Here is a 26,475-nt window from a genome sequence, read left to right as displayed (position 1 = left end):
TTAGTATATCTGGAGCGTATATATATGCATATATATTGATTTTTAGATAGAGGAAATGGATGGGATGCATAATGGACAAATATAATGGCAACAACATAGTGGATTGTATACGAATATTAATACCATTTGATATAAGGAATGTTGTAGGGGCCTTTATGTGGGTTATCATGAATTTTATGCTACTTATCATTTTATTCATATTTCCACCGTTCAATATATACTCTTACGTAGCCTTACCATTTTATGTGATATGTAATCTATGGGGAATTTGGGTTTCTATTCATAAGCCTCGGCAGCCTCAATTGCAACATTTACTATATTCTGGATTTGTTGCTTTAAGTATTTCATTTTGTAGCTTCATAGCTGTACAAAAGTTAGCTTACGAATTCGTAGAAATAGAGTCACCTTTATTTTTTACTCTATCGCTTATTGCATATAGTTTAATTGTTTATAAATCTGAATTATTCTGGATTAAATATTTTACAGCCCGCTTAAGGGGGACAACTGATCAAGATGTGAAAATTCCTAAAATTGTATATTTTTCTGGTTTAGGTTATATGATTGGTCAAGTTATTATTGGGATTTTGAGCCAAAAAGCTATGGCGATTGTGCTAATCGTTATATTGTCATTTATTTCAGTTGTTTTCCTAGCGCTAAGTACACATTTGTATTTTTACTTTGATTTCAAAAAACAAGGTATTACTTCGCGACATTTAAAAAAATTACATTCTCAAAAGAAGCCTAGACTGTCAAGAAAGGAAAGGAGACAATCCACGGCTGCTTCGGGACATGTAAATATACCACATTCTCAAAAGAAACCTAAACTTACAAGAAAAGATATACGAAATTAAGAATTTGTAATTAAATAAAACCTAGGTTTACGTAAATATCACGTCAAATGATAATAGAATTTTATCTTGTATGAATGGAAATTAAAGAAGTTAGATAGGAATCAGGCTGTACAGAAAAATTCGATAGGTTCAAATACTAATTAGTATGAGATATATAACTTATACTGGTTAAAGCTTCGTCGTACTGAAAAAATAATATTCACAAATATTAATAGGTTTGGTATGATTAATTTCGACAAGTTAATCGAGGCCGGAGATATTTGAGATAAGCCATACATTTATTTAGGGATACAGAAGTGTCCTCTAAATAAATTATGGCTTTTTTTATTGATGAACTGTAATCAATAAGGAGTTACATGTGAATAGGAGGGATATGGAAAATAAATAGTATAGTAATAACATAGGGGAATTGTATTTGTAAGATTGGAATTTTCATATAAGCTTATAAAAATAATGAAATTATATCTTCTATTTCGTGTAAATCTCATTAACTTGTTGAAATTTGCAACGTAGGAAGGGTTAGAAGGATGAGAAAAATTATTAGCGTTTTAGTTATTTTCTTTATGACGGGAAGTATCTTTGCTGGGGGAGCTGTTCATGCGAAAGCAGAAGGGAAGCATGAATGGAATACGAATAAGTTTTTAAATATTGCACATCGCGGAGCAAGTGGACATGCACCTGAGCACACTTTTGCTTCTTATGATTTAGTGAAAAAAATGAAAGCGGATTATTTAGAGTTAGATATTCAATTAACAAAGGATGGCCAATTAATTGCAATGCATGATACAGCGGTTGATCGCACTACAAATGGAACAGGCGAAGTACGTGATAAAACGTTAAGCGAAATAAAGAGTTTAGATGCAGGATCATGGTTTAATAAAGCGTATCCAGAAAAGGCTAAGCAAGAGTATGTTGGACAAAAAGTTCCAACTCTTGAAGAAATTTTTCAAAAGTATGGAAGAAGTATGAAGTATTATATTGAAACAAAATCACCAGATGTGTATCCAGGAATGGAAGAGAAATTGTTGGCGTTGTTACAAAAATATAATTTAGTAGGTCAAAACATGTCTTCTAGCCGTGTTATGATTCAATCATTTAGTAAAGATAGTTTGAAAAAGATTCATAGTATGAATGAAAATATTCCGTTAGTTCAATTGCTTTGGTATTATCCAAATGAAAACAATGAAATTGTCGAATGGTCTGGCATTACACATGAACCGAAAAGTGTAACGAATGATGATTTTCAAGAAATTAAAAAGTATGCAGCTGGTATTGGACCAAACTTACGTAATGATAACGGAGAACTAATTATTGATGAGTCATATATGAAAATGGCTAGGAAAAATGGACTGTTAATTCACCCTTATACAATTAACGAGAAACCAGATATGAGACTGTTAATCAAATGGGGTGCTACAGGAATGTTTACAAATTATCCGGATCGATTACATAGTGTATTGAAGGAAAAATAAGTGGAAAAGGGTATACCAGTGTTTTAGGTATACCCTTTTTAATTTAATTCCCCGATAAACAGAATCTCTTTTTCATAGCATTCATCTTCCTCATAAATAATTTCTTGAAAGCGAAGTGTTTGGAAGGAATGATAAACTGAAATTTCCTATGTCTCCCCAAAATCAATTTCATTTGAAAGAAGGATCCATTTTTGACATTCACTATTTCTATTAAAGAAATTATGAAAATAGTCCTCATTTTTAAATATAATGATTTGCGAATCCTACAAATTATTTATAGAAATCAAAACAACAACTCGATATGTATGTGTATCGCTCGGTTTCATATTTATTAAATGATTTGCTTGATTTAATAAGGTTTGAATACACAATCGCTTTACTTTTCTAGGTGTTTTACGAGAGTCAATAAAAGCTTGCGAAACTGGCAATAGCATATTCCAATATTCATCGTTATAGAAAGTAGAAGGGAATGTTTTTGTATGTTCCTCAATTCGCTTTATCATAGTGTTTGTTTTTCGTTTCATACCACGTATTTTCTTTTCACGCATTGAGAGTCATCTCCATAAATTTTTGTAATGCAGCAGAGTGATATATATCTTTTCTAGTAATAAAAGTAGTAGGAACTTTTTTGAAGCTATTTGGTAAAGGATTAAATGATATGTCATGTTTGTGACCATTTAAAATAGACTTCATCATAATTGCTACGCCCATACCTGATTTTACACATGCGAGTATCGCTTCAATTGTTCCAAACTCTAATACTCGTTTAGGTGAAATTCCTTCTTCTTGAAGCCAATCTTCTAATAAATTTCTATAATAGCACCCGTGACTAAATGCAAGTAAATTCATGTCTCCTATGTCTTTAAAGGAAGATAAAGGCTTTTTGCTAATGAGAACTAATTCTTCTTCATGAAATATATTTGTATGAAGTTCAGCATGCTGAGTGGTTCCAGCGATAAACGCCCCGTCTAGTTTTCGTTCTAATACAAGTCTAATCAATTGTTCCGTCGTATTTGATTCTAAAATCAATTCGACTTTTGGGTATTCCTCATAATAGGCCGTTAATATAGATGGAAGTCTTACAGCGGTTGTAGATTCTGTACATCCAATTTTTAAAGTGCCCCTTGGTTCGATCCCATTACTTTGAACTGCTTTAATAGATTAATCCATTAAGTGGATAATTTGTTTAGCGTATGTTAATAAAATCTCACCGTTAGAAGTTAAAGTTACACCTTTTCCGTTTCGGTAAAATAAAGGTACACCTAGTTCGTTTTCTAGTTGTTTCATACGCATTGTTACGCCAGACTGTACATAGTTTAAATTTTTAGCTGCGTGAGATATGTTTTTTTCTTTGGCAACTTCGTAAAATACAGTTAAATCTTTTATATCCAAGTATCATCCCTCCATAAAAGGTATCATTTTTTTTGATGGATTATATGATAAATCTTTATTTTATATGATATCAGAACTTTCATACAATGGAAGGGGATGGAGGGATTATTGTGTTAATGGAAGAAAGGATGAATGGTACTTATAAGTGGGTTATGTTAATTTTTGCGACAGTTGCTCAAACAACAGCGACACTTATAACGTATGGTGTTGGAGCATTTGCTTTATTTTGGAAAGAAGAATATGCACTTACGAATACGGAGAGTGGATTGTTAGTAAGTGTTGTAAATATAGGACCGCTATTTTGTATGCTTTTTGTTGGGCGGCTACTTGATCAATACAATGAAAAGTTGTTAATTTCGATAAGTTTATTTTTACTAGGGGGTTCGTTTTTACTGACTAATATGGTCAATGGATTTAATGGGTTACTCTTTGTACTTTTATTAGTAGGAACGTTTTATAGTGTTTCGCAGCCAGGAGGAAGTAAGGTGATAATGAAGTGGTTCTCAAAAGAAAATCGCGGGTTAGCGATGGGGATTAGACAAGCCGGTATACCGATTGGTGGTACATTAGCGGGAGTATTGATCCCGTTTCTTACAATAAAATATAATATGGCCTATGCGGTAAATAGCATTGCATGCATTTGTATAATTGGAGGGTTTTTATTTTTTATATTTTATAAGGAACCATATATTCAAGAGAAAGTTAAACAAGAACGTAGTAAACTTTCTTTTTGGATGCAGTTAAAAGAAGTGATGTGTAAAAAAGAGTTGTATGCAATTTATATAACTGGCATTTGTATGATTTCATTGCAAATGGTGTTAGTTGCACACTTTATAAAATTTTTAGTATTGGAACAATCACTCACGCCAATTTTAGCTGGAAAAGTATTTTCCGTTATGTTCTTTTCTGGAATGGTTGGTAGGGTTATATTAGCAGCTACTAGTGATTTATTTTATAAGGGGAATAGGCGTACCCCCTTATTTATAACTGTTTGTATTTCTATTTTCTTCATTCTAATATTAGTAATGAGCATACATACAATAACGAATGTATTGTATGGCGTAAGTGCATTGTTAGGGTTCTTTTCAATTGGATGGTTTAGTCTTTTTATAACTGAAGTTGCGGAATCAGCAAGTGAAGAATCGGTAGGGATGACAGTGAGTTTTGCACTTACATTAAATCAAATTGCTATTATTGTTGCGCCTGCTTTATTTGGTTATATTGTAGATAAGAAGGGATATACCTACGCGTGGTTATGCATAGTTGTATTACTAACTATTTCAGCGGTTAGCTTATATAGGAAGTATAGAAAATGAAGGAATGTTAGCAATGTAAATTTTTTATGAAGAAAGTCTAAAGAAATGTTGAATGAGCGACATTTCTTTTTTATTTGTTGTATAATCAAAATGTAAATGAGATTCGTTTTCAATTTCGTTCATTACCTCTTTTGAAATTACCTGTAATTTTAGCCATAATTAGCTGTTTTTCTTTATCGTTATTTGCATGATTTATTTTATTTAAAAATTTTTCAGCATCATTTCCTTTTAATACCATAATCTGTTTTCCGTAATATTCAATTAATACCATGTTGTTTTTTATTATCCGATAATGAAACATTTTATCATCTAAACGATTGCGTTTATCGGTATTTTTCATATTACATCTCCATTCTTTTTAGTATGTAACAAATGTTACAAAAGAATTTGAAATTATAGTTTAATGCATCCGATTGTATGTTGGAAATTTTGCAAGAAAGAAATACAATAGAGAGTAGTAAAAATTGAAAATGAGAAAAAGGAATCTAGTTTTAACAGAGTGAATATTAAATAATATTATAATATACTTGATAATTAAAAGATATAAAATAGAATGGATGTACGTTAAGTGAAACTAGATAAAAGAGGGTTCCTAGTATGTTAAAGAAATGGTTAATCGTTTTCTTTATTTTTGCTGTTTTTTGTGGAAGTGTTGTTACACTAATACATGCAAATAAAGGAAAAAAATATGATACAAAGGCATTTTCTAATGTAAATAGTAAGCAAAAAGATGTTAAGCAGGAAGTTGATGCGAATGAGAAAAAGCGTTATGAAATTGCAGCTGGAAAACTAGATCAGTACTTAAAAGATAAAGGATTTAATGGGAGTGTTCTTGTAGCAAGTAAAGATCATGTCATTTTACGAAAAGGCTACGGTTATGCGAATGTGAAAGATCAAGTATTAACAACGCCAAGAACGAAATATCGCATTGGGTCTATTACGAAAACAGTAGTTGCAATATCTATTATGCAACTAAAAGAAAAAGGGAAGTTGAACATTGAAGACAATGTAAATAAATATATCCCATCGTTTCCAGCAGATAAAAATATTACGTTACGAAACTTGTTAACACATACGTCTGGATTACCAGAACAGGGACAAGGTAGTGTTGACGCAGCATCACGGTTAAAATTAGTAACGTGGATTGGGGCACAAACGTTACAATTTCCAGCAGGGACAGGATGGAAATATACAGATTATAATTATATGGTGCTTGCATATATTGTAGAAAAAATATCGAATAAACCACTTGCTGAATATGTGAAAGAAAATATTTTGACTCCTGTTGAAATGAATGAATCTGGAATGGGCGCAACACTCCCAGAAGATATTTTCTTAGCAGAAGGGTATACGAAAAAAGATAATAAGTTAATAGCCACGCCTCGCTTAAAAATGAACTGGTTGTATGGCTGTGGTGAAATGTATACGACTGTTGAAGATATGAAAAAGTTAGATGAAGCTATTATGGATGGTAAACTACTTTCCAAACAAAGTGTATCAGATATGTTTTCTGCATCACCTGCAAGAAAATATGGATTTAGTTTCTATATTTATCCAGATTATTATCATAACCACGGTGTATTAGCTGGCTGGAACACTTTTAATAATTTTAACTGGGATAAACGAACGTTTGTCATATTATTTTCTAACGTCCAAAATGGTATGAATGATGCATTTAATCAAGAATTTAGGAAAATGGCGAATGATTTAATAGAAGGAAAGTAATTATAAAAAAATCGGTATTGATATGTAATTATCAATACCGATTTTTTTATTTTGTAAAGTTTTACTTACTGAATAAAGTGAAACTTTAATCAGTAGAGATTTTGTTCATCTCCCACCTAACTTCTTTGCTTTCGCTGAATTTTGAGGTGGGGGTCTTACTGCCCACAAATAGCGGGATAAATAGGTGAAAAGGTGATTGGCATTTGAATAAATCTAAATAGGTCGTTAAATGATAAGTAATGCAAAGAACAATTGGTAATTTTTACATTGATAAAAAAGCTTGAGCTTCACACTATGTGAAGCTTTACAGTATTGGAGACAAGAACAGGAGGTTGGAAAAATGAAAAAAGCAATAAAGTTTTGTTTAATAGCTACATTATCTACAACGATTATTAGTGGATGCTCTTTTGAGGGTAACAATGAAAATGTTAAAGGGAAAGAAGGAGAAAAAGTAGAGGTACAGAAAAATGCTGGGAAATATACGATGCCAGATGAAAAAGATAAACATGAAGGTACATGGCTGCAATGGCCACATGAATACACATATGGTGAAGAGTATAAGCAGGAAGTTGAACCTATTTGGGTTAAGATGGCAAGTGCTTTAACTGAGGGTGAGAAAGTCCACATTGTTGCATATGACCAGGAAGAAAAAGAAAGAATCAATAACCTTTTAACAGATGAAGGGTTAAATATGGAGAAGATTGATTTCTTTATCGCGCCTACTGATGATGTATGGGCAAGGGACAGTGGACCAATTTTTGTTTATGACAGCAATAAAAATCTCAAAATATTAGATCCAGCATTTAATGGTTGGGGGAAGAAAACACCTTATAAAAATGATGCTCAAATACGTAAGAATGTGAGTAAACAATCAGGAATTGAAAGAATTGATTGGGGGAAATTTGTCCTTGAAGGCGGCGCAATTGAATTAGACAGCAATGGGACTGCGTTATTAACTCGAAGTGCGGTAACGAATAAAAATAGAAATTCTGATTTATCAGAAAAGGAAATTGAAAAATATATAAGTGATCTTGGGGTATCAAACTTTATTTGGTTAGACGGAGTACCTAATTTAGATATTACGGACTTTCATATTGATGGATTTGCTAAATTCCATAATAAATCTACCATTGTAACGATGAAAGAAGATGACCTAGCTGAATGGGGTTTATCCAATAAAGATATGGATACATTGTTAGATGCCAAAAATGCTTCAGGACAGAAATATAAGTATGAATACTTGCCGCTTAGTAAAGAAAAGGTTGCTTTAGACAATGGAAAAACTCTCGATTATAAGGGATCGTATATCAATTATTATATTGGGAATACAGTTGTATTAGTGCCTAATTATAATGATCCGAATGATAAAATCGCAAACGATACGATTCAGAAGTTATACCCAGATCGTAAAGTAGTCGGTATTGATGTGAGGGAGTTGTATAAAAACGGCGGTATGATACATTGTGTGACACAACAACAACCAATTGCATTGAAGTAATTAATTGTAATTTCGTTGTGCTGCTATATAGACAAAATAGGTGAAATCTTATCTTTACCTATTTTGTCGTTCCTTATTATTTGTAAAAATAAAATTTAAATATGATGATAATTGAATTGTAGTGTATGTTCGCTTTTCGTTTTATATGGTAAAGGAGAAAAATGTTTGTGTTAAAGAATTTTAAAATAGTGTTTTCGTATTTCCCTATCGTTTTACAGTACATTTTAAATGTAGCTTTAATTTGCTTAGGGGTTGTTCTAAGTGTGTTTCTTATGAAAGAAGTCATTCAGTTTATACAAGAACTGAAATTGGATAGTAATGAATCTAGTTATCATTTAATTGATAGTATCGTTGTATTCTTTTTGTACTTTGAATTCATCGTAATGATTATAAAGTATTTTCAAATGAATTTTCATTTTCCATTACGATATTTTATATATATAGGTATAACAGCTATTGTGCGTCTCATCATTATAGATCACGATAGTCCGTTAGATTTATTGTTATATGCCTGTGCAATCTTTGTATTAATTAGTGCGTTGTTCATTGCGAATTCTAAAATGATGCGTCGGGATTTAGAATAGTGAACATTTGTTGTTGAATTAAATAAGATATTTTATCTTTTTGCAAAAAAGGAGTAACGGTATTGAAAGAACTAATCTTAACCAGCCTCATAATGATAGGGTTTATGATTCTATTATTTAATTGTATACTTTCGTGATTTAAAAGAATAAAAGGTTAATAGAGAAAGAGGTTTTTGTAAATATGGTTCATTACAATAATCAAAATAGTTTACATTTATAAGTTTTGCATTCATAGGTATTGAAGCAATAGGGGGTGAAATTGAAGATCCCTTTGGTCAGGATCCAAATGATCTTCCGCTAGAAGGAATTTGTATAGGAGTAGAAGCGCATTTAGTGAATTTATATAATCAAAACGATCTATTAGAAGTAATGGGTTTGAATCTTGATAAAAAAATCATTTAATCATTTATTGTTGTTTTAAAATATGGTATTTAAAAAACTTGTCAAGAGTCAATTTAAGGCTTAACGTCAGCTTTATATTTTTTATATAAATATATAATATTTCTCCATGCTATAATCCATTCATGAAATATACGCGGTTCATGAGTTGTAATGAAAAGAGAAATGAATTGAGGAATAGTTGGCTTTGTGAAATCAGTTATGTAACTACTATTAAAAAGCGAGGTAAATAATATGGAACAAAAACATAATGGGATTATTTTTACTGCAATACCAGACGAATCGAATGAATATTATCAACCATTTTATGAAGACTTGATTTACTTTAATGAATGTTTAAATGAAAAGAAATCAATTGCGGATCAACTTATATCTTTATCTGTTGAAGAACAAGACTTTCATACGAGCTGTTTTGAGTATGATGATATTTGGCTAAGAGATGTTGCACCGGTTGTCACAACTCATCTAGTTAAATTTAAATATAGACCCAATTATTTGCCAGATGATCAGGGGCGATATTTAGATCAACAGTTTAATAAATGGTTGAAAAAGAATGACTTTGAATATGTGAAATCCCCATTAATATTAGATGGTGGTAATCTTATTTGGAATAAAAAAGATACCGTAATATTAACAGAACGTATATTTGATGATAACGATGATTGGACAGAAGAGGAAATTATTGAGCAGTTAGAATGGGATTTAGATGTGAGCCGAGTTATTATTATTCCTGCTGAAGAAGGGGATGTACTAGCACACGCAGACGGAATGGTTAAATTTATTGATGAACATACAATGTTTATTAGTGATTTTTTAGGGGATCATGAATTTAGATATAGTGTTCAAGAGATTATTCAAGAACAAATGCCAGAAGCTGAATTTATAGTTGTTCCTTCATCATATACAGAGAAAGGACAATATGATCAAGAGATAGCATCAGCAAAAGGGTTGTATATAAATATGTTAGAATCATGTGATGCTCTTTATGTTCCTAAGTTTGGACTAGCTAAAGATGAGGAAGTTTTACGATATATTCAACAGTATACGGAGAAGCAAGTTATTCAAATTCATGTAGGAGAAATATCAACAATGGGAGGCGCAATGAATTGTTTAACGTGGTATTGTCCAAGCCATTTGTTACCTTCGAAAATGAGAAGATTGAAAAATCAGAATGAAGATTTTTCAATGAAGAAGATTTTTGATTGGTTTTAATAAATAAGTAATGAAAAGAAAATATATTCAAGGAGTATTGATATGTATACCATCGCTGAGTTTTCTCGGATTTGTAAAATGAGTACGCGGATGTTAAGACATTATGACAAAGAGGAGATATTAAAACCGGCATATGTGAATCCGGTTAATGGGTATAGGTATTATGAACAAGAGCAGCTGGAAGTAGCATTGAAAATAAAAAAGCTAAGGGAGTATAAATTTCCTCTTCCAAAAATTAAAATTGTTTTGCAGTCATCGGATCAAGATTCGTTTGTTCAACATATACAATCACAAATTATCGAGTTGTCTCATGAAGTGAAGCAAAATTTACAGGTTATTTCAGAAATGAATGAAATGGTAATGGTGAATAGTAGTCTAAATATTGCTCGCCATAGAAGTTACGATATATTAATGGGAATGAGGAACGAAGTAACGATAATTACTCAAAGAGTAAAAATAGATATAGATGATATAGATGATTATTTTTATGACTTATATGAAGAGGTACAAAAAAATAACTTTCAAATAGTCGGTTCGCCATCTGCAGTCTTTTATGATGAAGAATATATTCCAAGTAACAGTGATATTGAATTAAGAATCCCGGTTATGCAGGGGAATGATGAAGATGTAGTACAAGAATATGAAATGAAAAAACTAAGTCCACATCAAATCGTTACTACTATGCATTATGGAAGTTACGACTATATAGGTTACGCTTATATAGCGTTAGAAGAATGGGTTGAAAAAAATGGGTATGTAATAGTTAATTCGCCATATGAGGTTTATATAAAGGGACCTGAATGTGATTGTTTAGCAGAAGAGTATGTGACACAAATTTGTTTTTTAGTTACGAAAATAGAATGAGAATAAGGATTGACATTAACATTATGTCAATCCTTATTCTATGTACGAAAGCAATTTATCATAATAAAAAGGCGAAATAAAGAGTCACCTTATAAAGTTGCTACAAGTAAATGAAGATATTCCTGTTGACCTTAACACGATGTCAAAGTATAGACTGTACGTACATTCATATAAGGGGTGAACACGTATGAGAAATATAGAAAATAGTTTGTTTTATATGCCTGCGGAATGGGAGAAACATGAAGGTACATGGCTCCATGGCCACATGATAAAGCACATAGAGGTGAAGGTTATAGAGCTAAGTTAGATGATATTTGGATATCGATGGCAAAGGAGCTTCACTATGGAGAAAATGTCCATATTGTTGTATGTGATGAAGAAGAGAAAATACATGTCCAATCGAAGTTAATGGAAGCTAATGTAAATATGGATAAAATTGATTTCTTAATTCAAGAAACTGATGATATTTGGATAAGAGATAACGGACCAATCTTTGTAACGGATAAGGAAGGGAATCGCTGCCTAACGCACTGGATATTTAATGGTTGGGGAAATAAATATCCGTACGAAAAAGACGCTAATATTCCGAATAAAATAAGTGAAATGTATCGCATTCCAAAAGTTGAATCTAGTGTCTGTCTAGAGGGCGGGGGAATTGAGATAAACGGAAACGGGACCTTAATGGCGGCGAAAACGTCTATTATAAATGAAAATCGAAATCCCACACTAAGTCAGAAAGAAATTGAAATGGAATTAACGAAATATTTAGGAGTAACGAATTTTATATGGATAACTGGTATACGCGGAGAAGATAATTATGATGAAGATACGGATTATCATATTGATGGCGCGGCACGGTTTGTAAATGAAAATACGATACTGTATGAATATGATCCTTTCGGTGAAGGAGAGCCATACCTTTTGGAGGCGTACGAAAAGCATTATCAAGAATTGCGACAAGCGAAAAATATAGATGGAAAGCCATTTCAGCTCATTCCAGTAACAAGAAAAGTGGTAAAAGAAGCAGACTGTAAGGGTTCATATTTGAATTTTTATATTGGTAATGAAGTCGTATTAGTTCCTGTATATGGTGATGAACATGACAAGTTAGGGCTGCAAATTATTGAAGGTCAGTTTCCAGGAAGAAGAATTGTCGGTATTTATGTGAATGAATTGTATGCGTATGGTGGTATGATTCACTGTGTGACGCAGCAGCATATAGAATAGAGTAATTCAAATGAAAAAGCATGCAGAGCATATACTCTGCATGCTTTTTATAATGCTGAAAACTCCTCAACAAGTTGAGTGAATTGTTTCAATGAACTTTCAATCGGTTCTGGCGTAGTTAAATCAACACCAGCTTTTTTCAATAGGTTTAGTGGATAATCAGAACTTCCACCTTTCAGGAATTCAATATAATTTTTCTGAGCATTCGGATCACCGCTTAATAGTTTATCAGCGATTTGAATGGCAGATGCGAATCCAGTTGCATATTTGTATACGTAAAATGGGCGGTAGAAATGAGGGATTCTAGCCCATCCGTATTTTACTTCTTCATCAAATACAAGTGAATCACCGTTATATTCTTTAAATAGTTTTTCATAAATTTCACTGAAGACTTGTGCATTTAATGGTTTACCTTGTTCCGCCATTTCATGTGTGATTTTTTCAAATTCTGCAAACATAATTTGTGTAAAGAAAGTACCTTTGAATTTTTCAATAAAATGGTTAACTAAATGGTTACGCACGTTCGTTTCTTTTGCTTCTTTTAATAAATAGTGAATTAATAACACTTCATTTACTGTAGAAGCGACTTCTGCCACAAAGATAGAATAATGTGCAGAAATTCTTGGTTGGTATCCATGTGAATAGTGCGTATGCATACCGTGCCCGCATTCATGAGTAAGAGTGAACAGGCTATTTAAATCATCGTGATGATTTAAAAGAATGAAAGGATGAACACCATATACACCAAAGTTATAAGCACCAGAACGTTTTCCTGGTGTTTCTCTTACGTCTATATATCGTTTATCTTTAAAACTTTTTAATGTCTCAATATATTCTTCTCCTAAAGGAGCTAGTGATGCAATCATAATGTCAAATGCTTCACTATATGGGATGTCTTGTTTTGCACCTTCTACTAAATCGACGCCTAAGTCGTATTGTCTTAGTTCATCTACGTTTAATTTTTCTTTTCGAATTTCATTGTATGTATGTAATGTTTGAATGTTTTTTTTCGTTGTATCAATAAGGTTTTCATATACTTCTTTCGGAACCATATCGCCAAATAATGATTTCTCTAGCGCTGATGGATAGTTTCTTAGCTTCGAAACGGTAACATTATTTTTAATAGCAGCGGATAAAGTAGATGCGATGGAATTCTTTAACTGAACATATGGTTTGTAATATGCTTTATAAGCTTCTTTACGCTTTTCACGATTCGTATCTTCTATTAACTTTGCATACATTCCGCGTGTTAAGTTCACTTTTTCTCCATCGTCAGTCGTCACTTCACCAAATAATATATCTGCATTGTTTAACATACCAAATGTGTGCTGTGGAGAAGAAAGAGCTTCACCCATCTGTGATAAAATTGCTTCTTGGTCCTTATTCAATACGTGTTTTTTATAACGATATAATTCAAATAAGTCTTCTTTATAATATTGTAAGCCTTCTGTTTCTTCTATGTAAGAATGTAATGTGCTTTCGTCTATGCTAAGTAAGAAGGGGGAAAAGAAAGATTTAGCTGCACTTACTTTCACGTGTAATTGTGATACTTTATCGACAAGAGATTGCGCGTCAGTATCGCGTGTATCAAGGTCAGATTGTAATCGTGCATAAGCGAACATTAAAGATATTATGCTAGAAATTTCTTCACTCTTCGTTAAATAAGCTAATAAACTATTGCCATCGTGAATATTGCCATTAAACTCGTGTAATTCCTTCGTTAATACTTCAATTTTATGAAAATCACTTTCCCAATCTTCAATTGTATGGTAAATGTCTGTTAAATCCCATTTTTCTATATCAGCTACTTGTAATCGATCTTTAAGTTCTGTCATAATCATTTCCTTTCTAAACATGTAGTTATATTTCTATATAACTATGAAATACAACAAATTGCAAAAAATCCCTGCTGAAAATTGAAAAGCCTTGCTAAAATAACAAGGCTTACATACTTATAGTGTAATTCCAAATTTTGAATGTAAAAGGTTTGTAAATTGCATGTCTGTAACGGTTTCTTTCGTTTTTTTACCATTTTTCGCTACTGTAAGGCTATCTTTCGTTAAAGAGGCATGCCCATCTTCAGTTAGTTTTACAATAAGAGGTAGTTTATTAAAGGGTGACCCTTCATGTTCAACGATAATTTTTTGTGCTGTATTTGCTTTTTCTTCATCCACTTCTTCTATATAAAATGCATAGCCTAACGTCCAATCATCAGCAGAAGATTGATCCAAGAACTCATTGTTTTTCCGCATCTCTAAAATGTAGTTTCCCTTTTCGGTCATTTCTTTACGAATACGATAATCTCCTGTAACAGAGTGAATGACTTCACCTGAGAAAGGGACAGGGGCAAGAGGTAAGTATGATCCGAATCCTACTTCAATTAAATAAAGTTCAGTATGATGTGTTAAAATGGTTGCAATATGGCCAGAATCAACAGCCCATATGGAGTTTGTAGCGTTATAAACTGTTCCTGAAACGAGATGAACATCGAATCCAGAATCTTTCAGGAAGTAATACATAGTAGGATTGAGTTCATAACAAAGACCGCCACGGTTATTTACTAAAATTTTCTCTTTCAAATTTTCTTTTGATATTTCTTTAAAATTCTTTTCGAGAATATTTAAGTTTTCAAAAGGAACAGTTTGTGCCATTGCGTACATAATGTTAGATAAATCTTCAAATGAAACTGTGTCTTTTTCTTCTATATATAATCGTGCGAAAAATTGTTTTTGAAAGTCTGTCATAGAAATCCCTCCGTTATGTTTTTATAGGTAAATTGTAAACAATCTTGAATAGGATGTGAAATTAAAACTACGTTGAATATTTGAAGTGAGATTAAAAATAATGTGGGAGAGTGAGAGATTGCTACTTTACTAACGGTGGAACGAATATTATAATAATTCTGATAAACTATGCAAACGCTTTCTTAGAAGGGGATGGTGTACAGATGTTTAAAAGAGTAACAATAGTCGGATTGTCAGTTGTTATGTTTTTACCTAGTATATATGAGGGGAGTAAAGCATATGCAGATACAGTTAACAATGGAACGTTAATGCAGTATTTTGAGTGGTATGCTCCGAATGATGGGGATCATTGGAATCGTTTGCGTACTGATGCTGAAAATTTAGCGCAAAAAGGAATTACATCTGTTTGGATACCACCTGCATATAAAGGAACTACGCAAAATGACGTAGGATATGGAGCATATGATTTATATGATTTGGGGGAATTCAATCAAAAGGGAACAGTGCGGACGAAATATGGGACGAAAGTACAATTGAAGTCTGCAATTGACGCTTTACATAAGAAAAACATCGATGTATACGGTGATGTAGTTATGAATCATAAAGGTGGGGCTGATTATACAGAAACTGTCACAGCAGTTGAGGTAGACCCAAGCAATCGAAATGTTGAAGTATCAGGTGATTATGAAATTAGTGCTTGGACAGGATTTAACTTTCCAGGGCGTGGAGATTCTTATTCTAATTTCAAATGGAAATGGTATCATTTTGACGGAACAGATTGGGATGAAGGAAAGAAATTAAACCGAATTTATAAATTTAGGGGCATAGGTAAAGCGTGGGACTGGGAAGTGTCTAGCGAGAATGGGAATTATGATTATTTGATGTACGCGGATCTTGATTTTGATCATCCAGATGTTGCGAATGAAATGAAAAAATGGGGAACGTGGTATGCGAAGGAATTAAATTTAGATGGCTTTCGTTTAGATGCTGTTAAACATATTGATCATGAATATTTGCGCGATTGGGTAAATCATGTTAGACAGCAAACGGGGAAAGAAATGTTTACAGTAGCTGAATATTGGCAAAATGATATCCAGACCTTAAATAATTATTTAGCGAAGGTCAATTATAATCAATCTGTGTTCGATGCACCACTTCATTATAATTTTCACTATGCTTCAACAGGAAATGGGAATTATGATATGAGAAATATTTTAAAAGGAACGGTAGTTGCGAATCATCCTACACTTGCGGTTACTCTAGTTGAAAATCATGATTCACAGCCTGGTCAGTCATTGGAATCTGTAGTGAGCCCTTGGTTCAAACCGTTGGCATATGCATTTATTTTAACGCGTGCAGAGGGATATCCTTCTGTTTTCTATGGTGATTACTATGGTACAAAAGGAAATAGTAACTATGAAATTCCAGCGTTAAAGGACAAAATTGATCCGATTTTGACGGCACGAAAAAACTTTGCATATGGTACGCAGCGGGATTATTTTGATCATCCAGATGTAATTGGCTGGACAAGAGAAGGTGATAGTGTACATGCTAATTCTGGTTTAGCAACATTAATCTCTGATGGACCAGGAGGGTCAAAGTGGATGGATGTTGGGAAGAATAACGCAGGGGAAGTATGGTACGATATTACGGGTAATCAAACAAATACTGTAACAATTAATAAGGATGGTTGGGGACAATTCCAAGTAAGTGGAGGATCAGTTTCCATATATGTTCAGCAGTAATTTGGTGATGAAAAAGAAGAGGTAGACTGAAATATAAGTTTTCCTCTTCTTTTTATATTGTGCATATTTATCCCGCTATTTGTGGTCAGTCCGATTGGTGAGGGCTTATTAAAGTTTCACTTTATTTTTCCTGAATCTTTATTGTAATAAAAGAGTTAGTCGACCTTTATAACAACAAGAGAGGCATTGGAGTATATAATGTCACCCGTGGCTTCTCTTATTCGTACTCGAAGAACATCCCCTTGATTTAAAGATAGTAAATCAGTTCTGGCGGATGTAGCTCTTATCCCAGAATCACCACCAACTCGCGTTTCGATTGCGAATTGAATGGAATCGTTTATTGTAAGATTTAATATACTAGACGATATAGCTTGTATTACAAATACAATTGAAAAGGATACAGAGTACACGCCAGTGGTATCAATTGTAATAGAATTATTTAATGGATTTATAGTAGTTCCACTAGCAGGTCCTGGAATGGTAAAATTAACATTTGTATTAACTACTGCTGAAAAACCGATTCCTACTTCAGAAGTTATTGTTCCAAATACGGGAAGGATCCTTAAACCGGTTGCGCCAGTAGGACCAGTTATTCCGATTCCGGTAGGACCTGTACCCCCAGTAGGACCAGTTATTCCGATTCCGGTAGGACCTGTACCCCCAGTAGGACCAGTTATTCCAATTCCGGTAAAACCTGTCGCACCGGTAGGACCTGTGATTCCATTAGGTCCGGTGGGTAATGTAAATGGTGGAATTGATGGTAGTGTGGGACCGATTAAATTTGGTTCTAGAGCAGTTCCATGTAAAATACTATATTCTTCACTCATATAGTAAACCTCCTATTATTGCTTGTTATAATTATTAAATGTATCAGGGGAAGGAAATGACATTCGCAATAGCGGAGGCGCTTCTTATAATTTCTCCTCAGCGAATATAGGTCTAATTTAAGAAATATTGAAGTGTAGAGTTGCGTACTACTGAAGTATGGCACCTTTACTTCTCACGTAACATATAGTATGATGATTTCAATAAATTAGATTTCAATGACTATAATATAAATTAATGAGAGGTGCTTTTTGTGAGTGCGGTAGGTACTAAATAGGAAAAATTTAATGAAATAAATCAGATAAGAACAGGGGATTTTTATGTATACCATACCCCTAGCTTTGTCATGGATTTATTTCAATACCTATGAAGATACCTACAATACTTTATAAAGCGTGTAATAAGGGGATTGCCATCTGTTTTTTATGGCTTATTTCCTCATATGTTATTACTCATGCCTTGTAAATGTAAAAGCTGCGGTATCCCCGCAGCTTTTTTGTATATATTTTTAATGTATAAAAATGGTAATTAAATAATGTAGAGCTCATTGGAATCTAATGAGTAGGTATCTTCATTTATGATAAAAATCAATCATAGTGAGGAGAAACAAAATGAATACGATGACTTTTGAAAAGTTACAATATAACGAATTAAAGGATATAGTGAAATCTTATTGTGTAAGTGGATTAGGTAAGGAATTAGTAAACAAATTAGAGCCGAGTACGAGTATAAAAGTAGTGAGAAATCGCTTGAATGAAACGACAGAAGCACGAGCAATATTAGATGCAGAAGGGCATGTTCCTTTCTTCGGCATTTCTAATATTGCTAGTACAATTCAAAAATTAGAAAAAGGGATGATTTTAGATCCAGAAGAATTAGTAAGTGTTTCAGATTTTTTACGTGGGTGTAGAAAGATTAAAAAGTTTATGTTAGATAAAGAATTTTTTGCACCAGTATTAGCTTCTTATGCAAATTCAATGACTGAATATAAAAGTATTGAAGAGGAAATTAACTTTTCAATTAAAGGAAATAGTATTGATGTAGCTGCAAGTAAAGAGTTAAAACGAATTCGAAATAATATCGATTCTGTAGATGGGAAAATAAAAGAACGTTTAACGAAGTTTTTAAATAGTAGTGCAAATAAGAAATTCATTCAGGAATTCTTTATTAGTAAAAAGGATGACCGTTATACGATTCCAATTAAATCTTCCTATAAAAATCAAGTTGCTGGAAGTATTATTGAAGCCTCGGCAAAAGGTTCTACTGTATTTATAGAACCGCATACGGTTACGAAATTGAATGCAGAATTAGCAGGTTTGAAAGCAGAAGAAGCGCTTGAAGAGTATCAGATTTTAGCGACTTTATCAGGAATGGTCTTAGAAAACATATATAGTATAAAGATTAACATGGAGCTAATTAGTCAGTATGATATGGTATTTGCGAAAGCGAAGTTTAGTAAATCGATTGATGGAATAGAACCGAAGTTAAACGATCATGGCTACATTCATTTAGTGAATTGTAAGCATCCGCTTTTAACAGGGCAAGTTGTACCGTTACATTTTAAAATTGGTCAAGAGTATCGTAGTTTAATTATTACAGGGCCGAATGCGGGCGGAAAGACAATTGTGTTAAAAACGATTGGATTGTTAACATTAGCTACAATGTCAGGTCTTCATATTGCAGGAGATAAAGGTACAGAAATCGCTATTTTCGAAAATGTATTCGTAGATATTGGTGATAATCAAAGTATTGAAAATGCACTAAGTACATTTTCGTCTCATATGAAAAATCTTTCTGAGATTATGAGGATGTCAAATAATAATACGTTACTTTTATTTGATGAAATAGGGAGCGGTACAGAACCAAATGAAGGTGCAGCACTTGCAATTTCTATTTTAGAAGAGTTGTACTTTGCGGGATGTATTACCGTTGCGAGTACGCATTACGGAGAAATTAAACGATTCTCAGAAATGCATGATGACTTTATGAATGCAGCGATGCAGTTTAATAGTGAAACGCTAGAGCCGCTTTATAAATTAGTTATCGGAAAATCAGGAGAAAGTAATGCACTTTGGATTGCGAATAAAATGAGCGTAAAAGAACATGTACTGAAAAGAGCGAAAGAGTATATGGGAAATAAAGAGTACGCTTTAGAAAAAGTGAATGAAAGTAAAATTAGAAAACCGAAATTTGTACAAGAAAAAAGAGAATCTCATTATGAGTACAAAATCGGCGATCGTGTTAATTTATTGGATCATGATGATTTTGGTATCATCTATAAGGAAAAAGATAATTTTTATAACGTTGTTGTATATTATAACGGTGAATTCGTTGAAGTAAATGTAAAACGTATTACTTTAGAAGTAGCAGCGAAGGAGTTATATCCAGAAGGATACGATTTAAATACACTATTTGTTGATTATAAAGAAAGAAAAATGCAACACGATATTGAGCGCGGATCGAAAAAAGCACTGCGTAAAATTCAAAAAGAAATAAGAAAGGATAGAGGATAAGTTAAAATGGTAACGATTAGACAAGAACAAAAAAATGATTATAGAAAAACAGAAGAAGTCATAAAAGAAGCATTTTTAAAGGAAGAATTTAGTGATAAAACAGAACATGAACTTGTAAAACGTATTAGAGAATGTGACGCGTTTGTTCCAGAGTTATCAATTGTTGCGGTAGATGAAGATATAGTTGGTCACATTATGTTATCGAAAATTACAATAGAACAAGATGGAACTTCTGTAGAATCGTTAGCACTTGCACCAGTTTCAGTTGCTAGGGGTCATCAGAAAAAAGGAATTGGTGGAAACCTGATTGTAGCTACATTAGAAAAAGCGAAAGAGCTTGGATACGGATCAGTTGTAGTATTGGGACATCCAGAGTACTACCCGAAATTTGGTTTTAAGAAAGCAAGTGAGTGGAATATAAAAGCACCGTTTGAAGTGCCTGAAGAGGTATTTATGATAATGGAATTAACAGAAAATTCTCTTCGAGGTGTAGAAGGAATTGTACAATATTCGAGTGCTTTTGCTGAGTAGGAGTAACGGTTAAGAAATGTAATCATAAAAGATGCTATCTTTTTGTATGGATATACAGAAAGATAGCTTTTTTATTAAGCGGATCTACTGACGTATATTTTGCTCAATGAATAATTGAGGTGGTAAAATTGATATAGAAACGTAAAGGGAGAGAATGAAATGAATAAGCGAGAAACAGATAGTAATGAGAATGCAGTTACTTTATATGTTACAAGACACGGTAAAACAATATTAAATACGAATCATCGCGCGCAAGGTTGGGCTGATTCTCCATTAGTAGAAAAAGGTGTTGAAGTTGCCACAAATTTAGGAACAGGATTAAAAGATATTCATTTTATGAATGCGTATAGTAGTGATAGCGGCCGAGCGATTGAAACTGCTAATTTAGTATTAAAATATAGTGAGCAATCAAAATTAAAACTTGAGCAAAGAAAAGATTTGCGAGAATTAAATTTCGGTATTTTTGAAGGTGAAAAACTTGAGAATATGTGGGATGTGGTTGGAAAAGCTGCAGGCGTTGCATCACCAGAAGAACTTATGAAGTTTTCTATTCAAGAAGTGATTAATCTTATTAGAGTAGCAGATCCTACAAAACAGGCGGAAGATTGGGAATTATTTTCTACTCGCATAAAAGCTGAGATAGATAAAATTAGTGAAGAAGCTGCTGGAAATGGTGGCGGTAACGTTTTAGTTGTCGTTCATGGGCTTTTGATTACTACCTTAATAGAAATGTTAGACAGTAGCAAAACAAAACTTGGGGTGGAAAATGCTAGTGTGACGAAGATTGTATACCAAGATGGAACATATACAGTCGAGTCGGTTGGAGATATGAGTTATGTTGCAAAAGGGAAAGAAAGTGTGGAAATATAATTAAATCTCAAATAGAAATAAGAAAAGGAAGGTAGAGAAATCTAGCTTCCTTTTCATTTTGTGAATTATGGGATTAATAAAATCTTCCCTGTGCTTTTACGGCTCTCTAATAATTCATGAGCAAGAGCACCGTCTTGTAAAGAGAACGTAGTAGGATTTGAAATGTTTAATTTTCCAGTTGCGATCCAATCGAATAATTGAGTAGATCGTTTTTTACGTTCTTCATAAGTGGTAAGCACGTTCCAAAGGTCTCCACCAGTTAAAGTTTTTGAAGTATCCATAAGCATACGCGGATCAACTGGCGCAGGATTACCACCAGCCATTCCGTAAAATACGACAGTACCGCCAATTTTAGTAGCGTTAAAACTTTCCCCTAATGTAGAACCTACTGATTCATACACAACATTTACTCCAGTTCCATTAGTCATTTCAAGTACTTTCGTATGCCATTCTTCGTTATATAAAGATACGCGATCGGCACCAGCTAATGTAGCTATCTTTGCTTTTTCTTTTGATGATGTAAGACCAATTACTGTTCCGCCCTGTAGTTTAATCATTTGAATAAGAAGTTGACCGACGCCACCAGCTGCAGCGTGTACTAAAGCTATATCACCTTGTTTTAGTTGATAGCTATCGTGCGTTAAATAATGTGCAGTTAATCCTTGTAATAAGACAGAAGCGGCTGTTTCAAAAGAAATAGAATCTGGTAGTGGGATTACTTTTTCAGATGGAACGGCAACTAGTTCTGCATTTGCAAATGGGACGTCCGCAAATGCAATACGGTCTCCTAGGTTGATAGTAGTAACGTCAGCTCCTACTTTTTCAACAATTCCAGCTCCTTCATAACCTAATACATAAGGCGGATTGCCAGCAAGATGATAATCGCCGCGGCGTCTATAAATATCAGCGAAGTTTAATCCGATTGCTTTCGTGCGGACAAGAATTTCATTTGGACTTATGATTGGATCGTGTATTTCTTTATAGTGTAGAACATTAGCGTCTCCGAATGTTTCGAAACAAAGTGCTTTCATATGGAATACCTCCATTTATATTGTTTATAGATGTTCTTTATCATACAATACAAATATCAATAGACAAAGAGGATTATTTCGATGGAATCAATCGAAAATATCGATTGAAAAGAGGGATGATAAATGGAAATAAAACAGTTAATTACATTTACAGTAGCGGCACATACTTTGAACTTTACACAAACTGCGAAGAAATTAAACTTTGCCCAATCGAGCGTTACAGCACAAATTAAAACATTAGAGGCTGAGCTCGGTACACCACTATTTGAGAGATTAGGGAAACGTCTTTTCTTAACTGAAGCAGGTAGGAAGTTTCAACTATATGCCGACAAGATGATTGCACTCAGTAACGAAGCGAAAATGGCTGTGAAAGATGATGAAGAAATAGCAGGTACGTTAATAATTGGTGCACAAGAAAGTCAATGTACATACAGACTGCCTTCTATATTAAAGAAGTTTAAAGCACAATTTCCTCAAATAAAACTTATATTTAAACCAGCACACTCCAATAAAGATGCGAAGGAACAATTGATGGAGGGGAAAGTAGATCTTGCATTTATTTTGGACGAATGTAAAACAGAAGATGTTTTACATGTGGAACCACTTATGAAAGAAGAATTAAAAGTAGTAGCTGCTCCTATGCATCGTTTACTTGAACAACCTTCAGTTTCTATAAAAGATTTAGAGAGTGAAACACTTTTACTAACAGAATTAGGCTGCTCGTATCGGACTTTATTTGAAGAGCTATTTCGCTGGGAAGATGTATATCCAGCAAATAAAATTGAATTTGTTAGTGTTGAAGCAATTAAACAATGTGTTATTGCAGATTTAGGTATAGCCGTTTTACCAGCGATAGTAGTAGAAAAAGATATACGGGAAGGGACGTTAAAGGAGTTAATGTTAAACGAAACAATATCTCCAATTTATACACAAATCGCTTGGCATAAAGACAAATGGATGACAGTGCCACTGCGACAATTTATTGATGTAACGAGGGAGTTTTTTGTAACGGATTAAGTGGAGAAATATTTATTTTATATAAAAGAAAAAATGGCAATTTTGTATAAAGAATCGATGCTTGAATATAACAAGTATCGGTTCTTTTATGTTTTAAATATAGAATGCTATAAAATGTGTATTTCTCAACTTTTTTTCTTACAAGGATAAGTAAAATTCTTCGTATATTCCAATAATCATAAGGGAATTTACAACGTTTATTCGTTTCTGTAAGATGCCTCTAGGAAGCGTGAAAGGAGGACTTACATAGCAGTATAGCTTGTCTTTAGTATACGTACTTATTGTGAGGAGGAATTTAAAATGTTTAAAAAGTTAATGAAAGTATGCGTGTTAAGTGCGGCAAGTATAGGTGTATTATTTAGTTTTCAAGGAAGTACATTTGCAGCTAATGATTTAAGTAGTTATTATGATGGGAAAAATCCAGCAACAACGAAAGTATACGGGGGAAGTACGACGTGTGATGCAGATGGATTTAATGCAAAATCTACAGCTGTATATGAAGGTAGTAAAAAAGTAGGGACAGTGTATTTACGTTACAGTAATAAATGTCATGCAGCATGGGCTAAGTTTGTTTTAGATCAACCAGCACCAGCTGTTTCGGGAGGAGTGTACGCGTACGCTGTTGTGAATAAATACAAAAATGGTGTATTCCAAAAATCAGTTACTTCTAATCAGGGGAACGGCACAATAAAAACAGGTCAAACGAGCACTTATACAGGAATGGTATTTGATTTAACTGCTGATTTCGGATACACAGCAGATGCTGAAGCAGTTACGTTTAATAACGGTTACGGGAAAACAGCACGTTATTAATAAAGGAGTGAAATGATATGAAACTTTTAAAAAAGACGAGTGCATGTTTATTGCTATCTTTACTCGTTGTAACTAGTATGTTTAGCGCGACTAATAGCGATAAAGTATACGCAGAAGACCATTCATATGATGGGAAAAGTCCTTATTATAACAGCTGTGATCAATCTGCAGTAACGAAAGAAAAGAAGTGGATTGATTCAAATTCTTATGTGGAATTAAAATTTAGCACGACGTGTAAGACAGCGTGGGCAAAAGTTACTGTAACTCGCCTGGCAGTTTATAATAACGAAGCTGATGCAAGGATTGTTAGAAAAACAGATGGAAAGGCATACACTTGTGGAAGTGCTGGAGGAAATGGTGTTGTAAATAAAGGGCAAACATCATGCTATACGCCAATGGTATATGACTTAGATCCAAGAAAGGCACAAGCGCAGGGGAAACATGCAATACCAAATAGTGATGCATATAATTATGCTGAGGCTATTTGGTATTGATGAGGATATGGAGATTGTAAGATAGAATATTTTAAGAGCATGTTTTGATTGGATTTCAAAACATGCTCGATTTGTATTCATTCTAATTTTTTCGGTAATCATGGACCATTGAATTAACTAAGGTCTGTATCAGGAGGAGTGTATCCGAGGTGACGAGCCATTGATACAATTTGACCTTTATGATGAAATTCATGTGTTTCTGTATGAGTTAAAAGCCATAGCGGTGTTGTGCTCCAAGGTTCTTTTTGCCATTTTACTTCATTTGCTATATTTTCGAGCCAACGGTCATTGTATTCATCTAAAAAACGTTGTACAGTCTCATCTACTAACTTAAATCTAGCACGGACTTTCGCGATATCTGCATGCTCAATTTCATAATCACTAGCAAATGAAAAATCTGCTCGCTTTTGCTTAAATGCAAATGATCCAAGCCAGTATCGATAGCAATCGGCTACATGAATATGCGTCTTTATGATGCTACCGCTCCCGAAATTTGGAACAGTGCTACGTAATTTTTCTAGTGGGATTTCTTCCAAAAACGAAAATAGAGTTTCTCTTGTAGAGCTAATAAGATGATATTGTTGTTTTAAAACATGTAACATGTAATTAACACTCCTCTTTTATTTACTAAACTATTTGTGTAGTAAATAATTCTATATGTACGAGAGGTGAACCTTTTATTATTTTTACTAAGCATATTAGATGTATTTCTCCATTGTTTCTGATAGATTAAACAAGGTGAAACTTTAATAAATTGAACATTTTTAGTTCATAATAAATGGTACATGAAGAAGGAGAACGATCAAATGAATAGACTAGTTGGTTTAAAACAATTTGAAATAACGCGTGGGGCATTACTTAAATTTATGGAAACGTTAGATGATAAAACTGTAGATACACAGCCAGAGGGTTTTAACAATACAATTCGTTGGCATATCGGTCATGTGTTAACGGCAGCAGAAGTTTTCATGTTTGGAAAAGAATTCAAACAATTACCAACTGAATATCCAGGTATGTTTGGATATGGATCAAGGCCGTCTAAATGGAAAACAGAAGGACCATCGTTAGAAGTGTTAACGGCTCAATTAAAAGAACAAGCAAAACGTATTAACGAAATTCCAGCAGAAGCATTTGAAAATAAACTGCCAGAGCCATTCCTAGGATTGGAAACAGTAGGGGAGCTTTATGGTATGATGCTTTATCATGAAGCTGATCATATTGGGCAAATCAAGGCGATGGAACGTATTATTAAGGCTCTTTAATTGTAATTGTATATAAAAAACGAAATTATATTGTGAAATATTATAACGACAAAAAGGATAGATAATTTATTATCTATCCTTTTTGTCGTT

General features: G+C 33.4%; 22 protein-coding genes and 4 pseudogenes. 18 read left to right on the top strand and 8 right to left on the bottom strand.

Annotated elements, in window-relative coordinates:
• Nucleotides 1-59: 59 nt before the first annotated feature.
• Nucleotides 60-851: a hypothetical protein gene (locus OXT04_RS28915; RefSeq protein ID WP_016512497.1), complete on the top strand. Its 792-nt coding sequence runs from the start codon at nt 60-62 to the stop codon at nt 849-851.
• A gap of 527 nt (nt 852-1,378) precedes the next feature.
• The gene (locus OXT04_RS28910) at nt 1,379-2,323 is read left to right on the top strand and encodes a glycerophosphodiester phosphodiesterase (protein WP_001226340.1); all 945 of its coding nucleotides are present in this window, start codon (nt 1,379-1,381) and stop codon (nt 2,321-2,323) included.
• Nucleotides 2,324-2,361: 38 nt separating this feature from the next.
• Here the strand turns inward: OXT04_RS28910 and OXT04_RS28905 are convergent.
• Together OXT04_RS28905 and OXT04_RS28900 are read right to left on the bottom strand one after the other, a co-directional pair.
• Nucleotides 2,362-2,871: pseudogene (locus OXT04_RS28905) on the bottom strand (DUF3916 domain-containing protein).
• A pseudogene (locus OXT04_RS28900) lies at nt 2,864-3,715 on the bottom strand (LysR family transcriptional regulator). Before OXT04_RS28900 ends, OXT04_RS28905 begins: the two co-directional pseudogenes overlap by 8 nt.
• A gap of 86 nt (nt 3,716-3,801) precedes the next feature.
• Between OXT04_RS28900 and OXT04_RS28895 the strand changes: the two are divergent.
• Complete coding sequence (locus tag OXT04_RS28895; protein WP_267418923.1) at nt 3,802-5,031, top strand: MFS transporter; 1,230 nt, start codon at nt 3,802-3,804, stop codon at nt 5,029-5,031.
• A gap of 109 nt (nt 5,032-5,140) precedes the next feature.
• Here the strand turns inward: OXT04_RS28895 and OXT04_RS28890 are convergent, their stop codons facing one another.
• Nucleotides 5,141-5,371: a hypothetical protein gene (locus OXT04_RS28890; protein ID WP_000798786.1), complete on the bottom strand. Its 231-nt coding sequence runs from the start codon at nt 5,369-5,371 to the stop codon at nt 5,141-5,143.
• Between the two features lie 257 nt (nt 5,372-5,628).
• Between OXT04_RS28890 and OXT04_RS28885 the strand changes: the two genes are divergently transcribed.
• The 7 genes and pseudogenes from OXT04_RS28885 to OXT04_RS28855 all read left to right on the top strand — a co-directional run bounded on the left by OXT04_RS28885 (nt 5,629) and on the right by OXT04_RS28855 (nt 12,540).
• Entirely contained in the window at nt 5,629-6,756 is a 1,128-nt protein-coding gene (locus tag OXT04_RS28885) for a serine hydrolase domain-containing protein (RefSeq protein ID WP_000915203.1), read from the top strand.
• Between the two features lie 340 nt (nt 6,757-7,096).
• A complete protein-coding gene (locus OXT04_RS28880; protein ID WP_267418922.1) occupies nt 7,097-8,254 on the top strand; it encodes an agmatine deiminase family protein in 1,158 nt (385 codons plus the stop codon).
• Nucleotides 8,255-8,421: 167 nt separating this feature from the next.
• Nucleotides 8,422-8,838 (top strand): phosphate-starvation-inducible protein PsiE, encoded by a 417-nt coding sequence (gene psiE, locus OXT04_RS28875; protein WP_000916573.1) that lies wholly within the window; start codon nt 8,422-8,424, stop codon nt 8,836-8,838.
• A gap of 210 nt (nt 8,839-9,048) precedes the next feature.
• Nucleotides 9,049-9,240 (top strand): annotated as a pseudogene (locus tag OXT04_RS28870) (bestrophin family protein); the annotation flags it as partial.
• A gap of 231 nt (nt 9,241-9,471) precedes the next feature.
• A complete protein-coding gene (locus tag OXT04_RS28865; RefSeq protein WP_000435524.1) occupies nt 9,472-10,449 on the top strand; it encodes an agmatine deiminase family protein in 978 nt (325 codons plus the stop codon).
• Nucleotides 10,450-10,491: 42 nt separating this feature from the next.
• Nucleotides 10,492-11,313, top strand: coding sequence for a MerR family transcriptional regulator (locus OXT04_RS28860; protein WP_000287980.1), 822 nt, complete (start codon nt 10,492-10,494; stop codon nt 11,311-11,313).
• Between the two features lie 187 nt (nt 11,314-11,500).
• A pseudogene (locus OXT04_RS28855) lies at nt 11,501-12,540 on the top strand (agmatine deiminase family protein).
• A 47-nt stretch (nt 12,541-12,587) separates the two neighbouring features.
• Here OXT04_RS28855 and pepF read toward each other — a convergent pair.
• Both pepF and OXT04_RS28845 read right to left on the bottom strand, forming a co-directional pair.
• Nucleotides 12,588-14,375, bottom strand: a complete 1,788-nt coding sequence (gene pepF, locus OXT04_RS28850) for an oligoendopeptidase F (protein WP_267418921.1) — start codon at nt 14,373-14,375, stop codon at nt 12,588-12,590.
• A 117-nt stretch (nt 14,376-14,492) separates the two neighbouring features.
• On the bottom strand, nt 14,493-15,284 hold the full coding sequence (locus OXT04_RS28845; protein WP_267418920.1) for an arylamine N-acetyltransferase family protein: 792 nt from the start codon (nt 15,282-15,284) through the stop codon (nt 14,493-14,495).
• Between the two features lie 203 nt (nt 15,285-15,487).
• Here OXT04_RS28845 and amyS point away from each other — a divergent pair, with 203 nt between their 5' ends.
• Nucleotides 15,488-17,029, top strand: coding sequence for an alpha-amylase (gene amyS, locus OXT04_RS28840; RefSeq protein WP_267418919.1), 1,542 nt, complete (start codon nt 15,488-15,490; stop codon nt 17,027-17,029).
• A 155-nt stretch (nt 17,030-17,184) separates the two neighbouring features.
• Here amyS and betA read toward each other — a convergent pair whose 3' ends face one another.
• Entirely contained in the window at nt 17,185-17,856 is a 672-nt protein-coding gene (gene betA, locus OXT04_RS28835) for a collagen-like exosporium glycoprotein BetA (protein ID WP_267418918.1), read from the bottom strand.
• Nucleotides 17,857-18,465: 609 nt separating this feature from the next.
• On the opposite strand from betA, the gene OXT04_RS28830 reads away from it, so the two are divergent.
• The 3 genes from OXT04_RS28830 to OXT04_RS28820 all read left to right on the top strand — a co-directional run bounded on the left by OXT04_RS28830 (nt 18,466) and on the right by OXT04_RS28820 (nt 21,768).
• Nucleotides 18,466-20,367, top strand: coding sequence for an endonuclease MutS2 (locus OXT04_RS28830; RefSeq protein WP_097821695.1), 1,902 nt, complete (start codon nt 18,466-18,468; stop codon nt 20,365-20,367).
• Nucleotides 20,368-20,373: 6 nt separating this feature from the next.
• Nucleotides 20,374-20,898 (top strand): GNAT family N-acetyltransferase, encoded by a 525-nt coding sequence (locus OXT04_RS28825; RefSeq protein WP_097821694.1) that lies wholly within the window; start codon nt 20,374-20,376, stop codon nt 20,896-20,898.
• Nucleotides 20,899-21,057: 159 nt separating this feature from the next.
• A complete protein-coding gene (locus tag OXT04_RS28820) occupies nt 21,058-21,768 on the top strand; it encodes a histidine phosphatase family protein (RefSeq protein WP_001042044.1) in 711 nt (236 codons plus the stop codon).
• A 65-nt stretch (nt 21,769-21,833) separates the two neighbouring features.
• Here the strand turns inward: OXT04_RS28820 and OXT04_RS28815 are convergent, their stop codons facing one another.
• Nucleotides 21,834-22,799, bottom strand: coding sequence for a quinone oxidoreductase family protein (locus OXT04_RS28815; RefSeq protein ID WP_000645269.1), 966 nt, complete (start codon nt 22,797-22,799; stop codon nt 21,834-21,836).
• Nucleotides 22,800-22,922: 123 nt separating this feature from the next.
• Here OXT04_RS28815 and OXT04_RS28810 point away from each other — a divergent pair, with 123 nt between their 5' ends.
• The 3 genes from OXT04_RS28810 (at nt 22,923) to OXT04_RS28800 (ending at nt 25,123) form a co-directional block, all read left to right on the top strand.
• Entirely contained in the window at nt 22,923-23,816 is an 894-nt protein-coding gene (locus OXT04_RS28810) for a LysR family transcriptional regulator (protein WP_267418917.1), read from the top strand.
• Nucleotides 23,817-24,116: 300 nt separating this feature from the next.
• On the top strand, nt 24,117-24,629 hold the full coding sequence (locus tag OXT04_RS28805; RefSeq protein WP_267418916.1) for a YjfA family protein: 513 nt from the start codon (nt 24,117-24,119) through the stop codon (nt 24,627-24,629).
• 17 nt (nt 24,630-24,646) lie between these two features.
• Complete coding sequence (locus OXT04_RS28800) at nt 24,647-25,123, top strand: DUF2690 domain-containing protein (protein ID WP_267418915.1); 477 nt, start codon at nt 24,647-24,649, stop codon at nt 25,121-25,123.
• Between the two features lie 113 nt (nt 25,124-25,236).
• Here OXT04_RS28800 and OXT04_RS28795 read toward each other — a convergent pair whose 3' ends face one another.
• Nucleotides 25,237-25,725, bottom strand: a complete 489-nt coding sequence (locus OXT04_RS28795; protein WP_090977485.1) for a DinB family protein — start codon at nt 25,723-25,725, stop codon at nt 25,237-25,239.
• A 183-nt stretch (nt 25,726-25,908) separates the two neighbouring features.
• Between OXT04_RS28795 and OXT04_RS28790 the strand changes: the two genes are divergently transcribed.
• Complete coding sequence (locus OXT04_RS28790) at nt 25,909-26,385, top strand: DinB family protein (protein ID WP_139213277.1); 477 nt, start codon at nt 25,909-25,911, stop codon at nt 26,383-26,385.
• Nucleotides 26,386-26,475: the final 90 nt, after the last annotated feature.

Source organism: Bacillus sp. GC_Bacil_1, assembly GCF_026540675.1.
Classification (GTDB): Bacteria; Bacillota; Bacilli; order Bacillales; family Bacillaceae_G; genus Bacillus_A; species Bacillus_A cereus.
This window is presented reverse-complemented; position numbering and strand designations above follow the sequence as displayed.

Excerpts from the sequence above, each read along its gene's own strand:
- OXT04_RS28915 (WP_016512497.1), top strand. The coding sequence starts at position 60 with ATGGGATGCATAATGGACAAATATAATGGCAACAACATAGTGGATTGT.
- OXT04_RS28845 (WP_267418920.1), bottom strand. The coding sequence starts at position 15,284 with ATGACAGACTTTCAAAAACAATTTTTCGCACGATTATATATAGAAGAA.
- OXT04_RS28890 (WP_000798786.1), bottom strand. The coding sequence starts at position 5,371 with ATGAAAAATACCGATAAACGCAATCGTTTAGATGATAAAATGTTTCAT.
- OXT04_RS28800 (WP_267418915.1), top strand. The coding sequence starts at position 24,647 with ATGAAACTTTTAAAAAAGACGAGTGCATGTTTATTGCTATCTTTACTC.
- OXT04_RS28880 (WP_267418922.1), top strand. The coding sequence starts at position 7,097 with ATGAAAAAAGCAATAAAGTTTTGTTTAATAGCTACATTATCTACAACG.
- OXT04_RS28805 (WP_267418916.1), top strand. The coding sequence starts at position 24,117 with ATGTTTAAAAAGTTAATGAAAGTATGCGTGTTAAGTGCGGCAAGTATA.
- OXT04_RS28865 (WP_000435524.1), top strand. The coding sequence starts at position 9,472 with ATGGAACAAAAACATAATGGGATTATTTTTACTGCAATACCAGACGAA.
- OXT04_RS28820 (WP_001042044.1), top strand. The coding sequence starts at position 21,058 with ATGAATAAGCGAGAAACAGATAGTAATGAGAATGCAGTTACTTTATAT.
- OXT04_RS28825 (WP_097821694.1), top strand. The coding sequence starts at position 20,374 with ATGGTAACGATTAGACAAGAACAAAAAAATGATTATAGAAAAACAGAA.
- OXT04_RS28885 (WP_000915203.1), top strand. The coding sequence starts at position 5,629 with ATGTTAAAGAAATGGTTAATCGTTTTCTTTATTTTTGCTGTTTTTTGT.
- OXT04_RS28895 (WP_267418923.1), top strand. The coding sequence starts at position 3,802 with ATGGAAGGGGATGGAGGGATTATTGTGTTAATGGAAGAAAGGATGAAT.
- OXT04_RS28815 (WP_000645269.1), bottom strand. The coding sequence starts at position 22,799 with ATGAAAGCACTTTGTTTCGAAACATTCGGAGACGCTAATGTTCTACAC.
- OXT04_RS28830 (WP_097821695.1), top strand. The coding sequence starts at position 18,466 with ATGAATACGATGACTTTTGAAAAGTTACAATATAACGAATTAAAGGAT.
- pepF (WP_267418921.1), bottom strand. The coding sequence starts at position 14,375 with ATGACAGAACTTAAAGATCGATTACAAGTAGCTGATATAGAAAAATGG.
- betA (WP_267418918.1), bottom strand. The coding sequence starts at position 17,856 with ATGAGTGAAGAATATAGTATTTTACATGGAACTGCTCTAGAACCAAAT.
- OXT04_RS28795 (WP_090977485.1), bottom strand. The coding sequence starts at position 25,725 with ATGTTACATGTTTTAAAACAACAATATCATCTTATTAGCTCTACAAGA.
- OXT04_RS28810 (WP_267418917.1), top strand. The coding sequence starts at position 22,923 with ATGGAAATAAAACAGTTAATTACATTTACAGTAGCGGCACATACTTTG.
- amyS (WP_267418919.1), top strand. The coding sequence starts at position 15,488 with ATGTTTAAAAGAGTAACAATAGTCGGATTGTCAGTTGTTATGTTTTTA.
- OXT04_RS28790 (WP_139213277.1), top strand. The coding sequence starts at position 25,909 with ATGAAGAAGGAGAACGATCAAATGAATAGACTAGTTGGTTTAAAACAA.
- OXT04_RS28860 (WP_000287980.1), top strand. The coding sequence starts at position 10,492 with ATGTATACCATCGCTGAGTTTTCTCGGATTTGTAAAATGAGTACGCGG.
- OXT04_RS28910 (WP_001226340.1), top strand. The coding sequence starts at position 1,379 with ATGAGAAAAATTATTAGCGTTTTAGTTATTTTCTTTATGACGGGAAGT.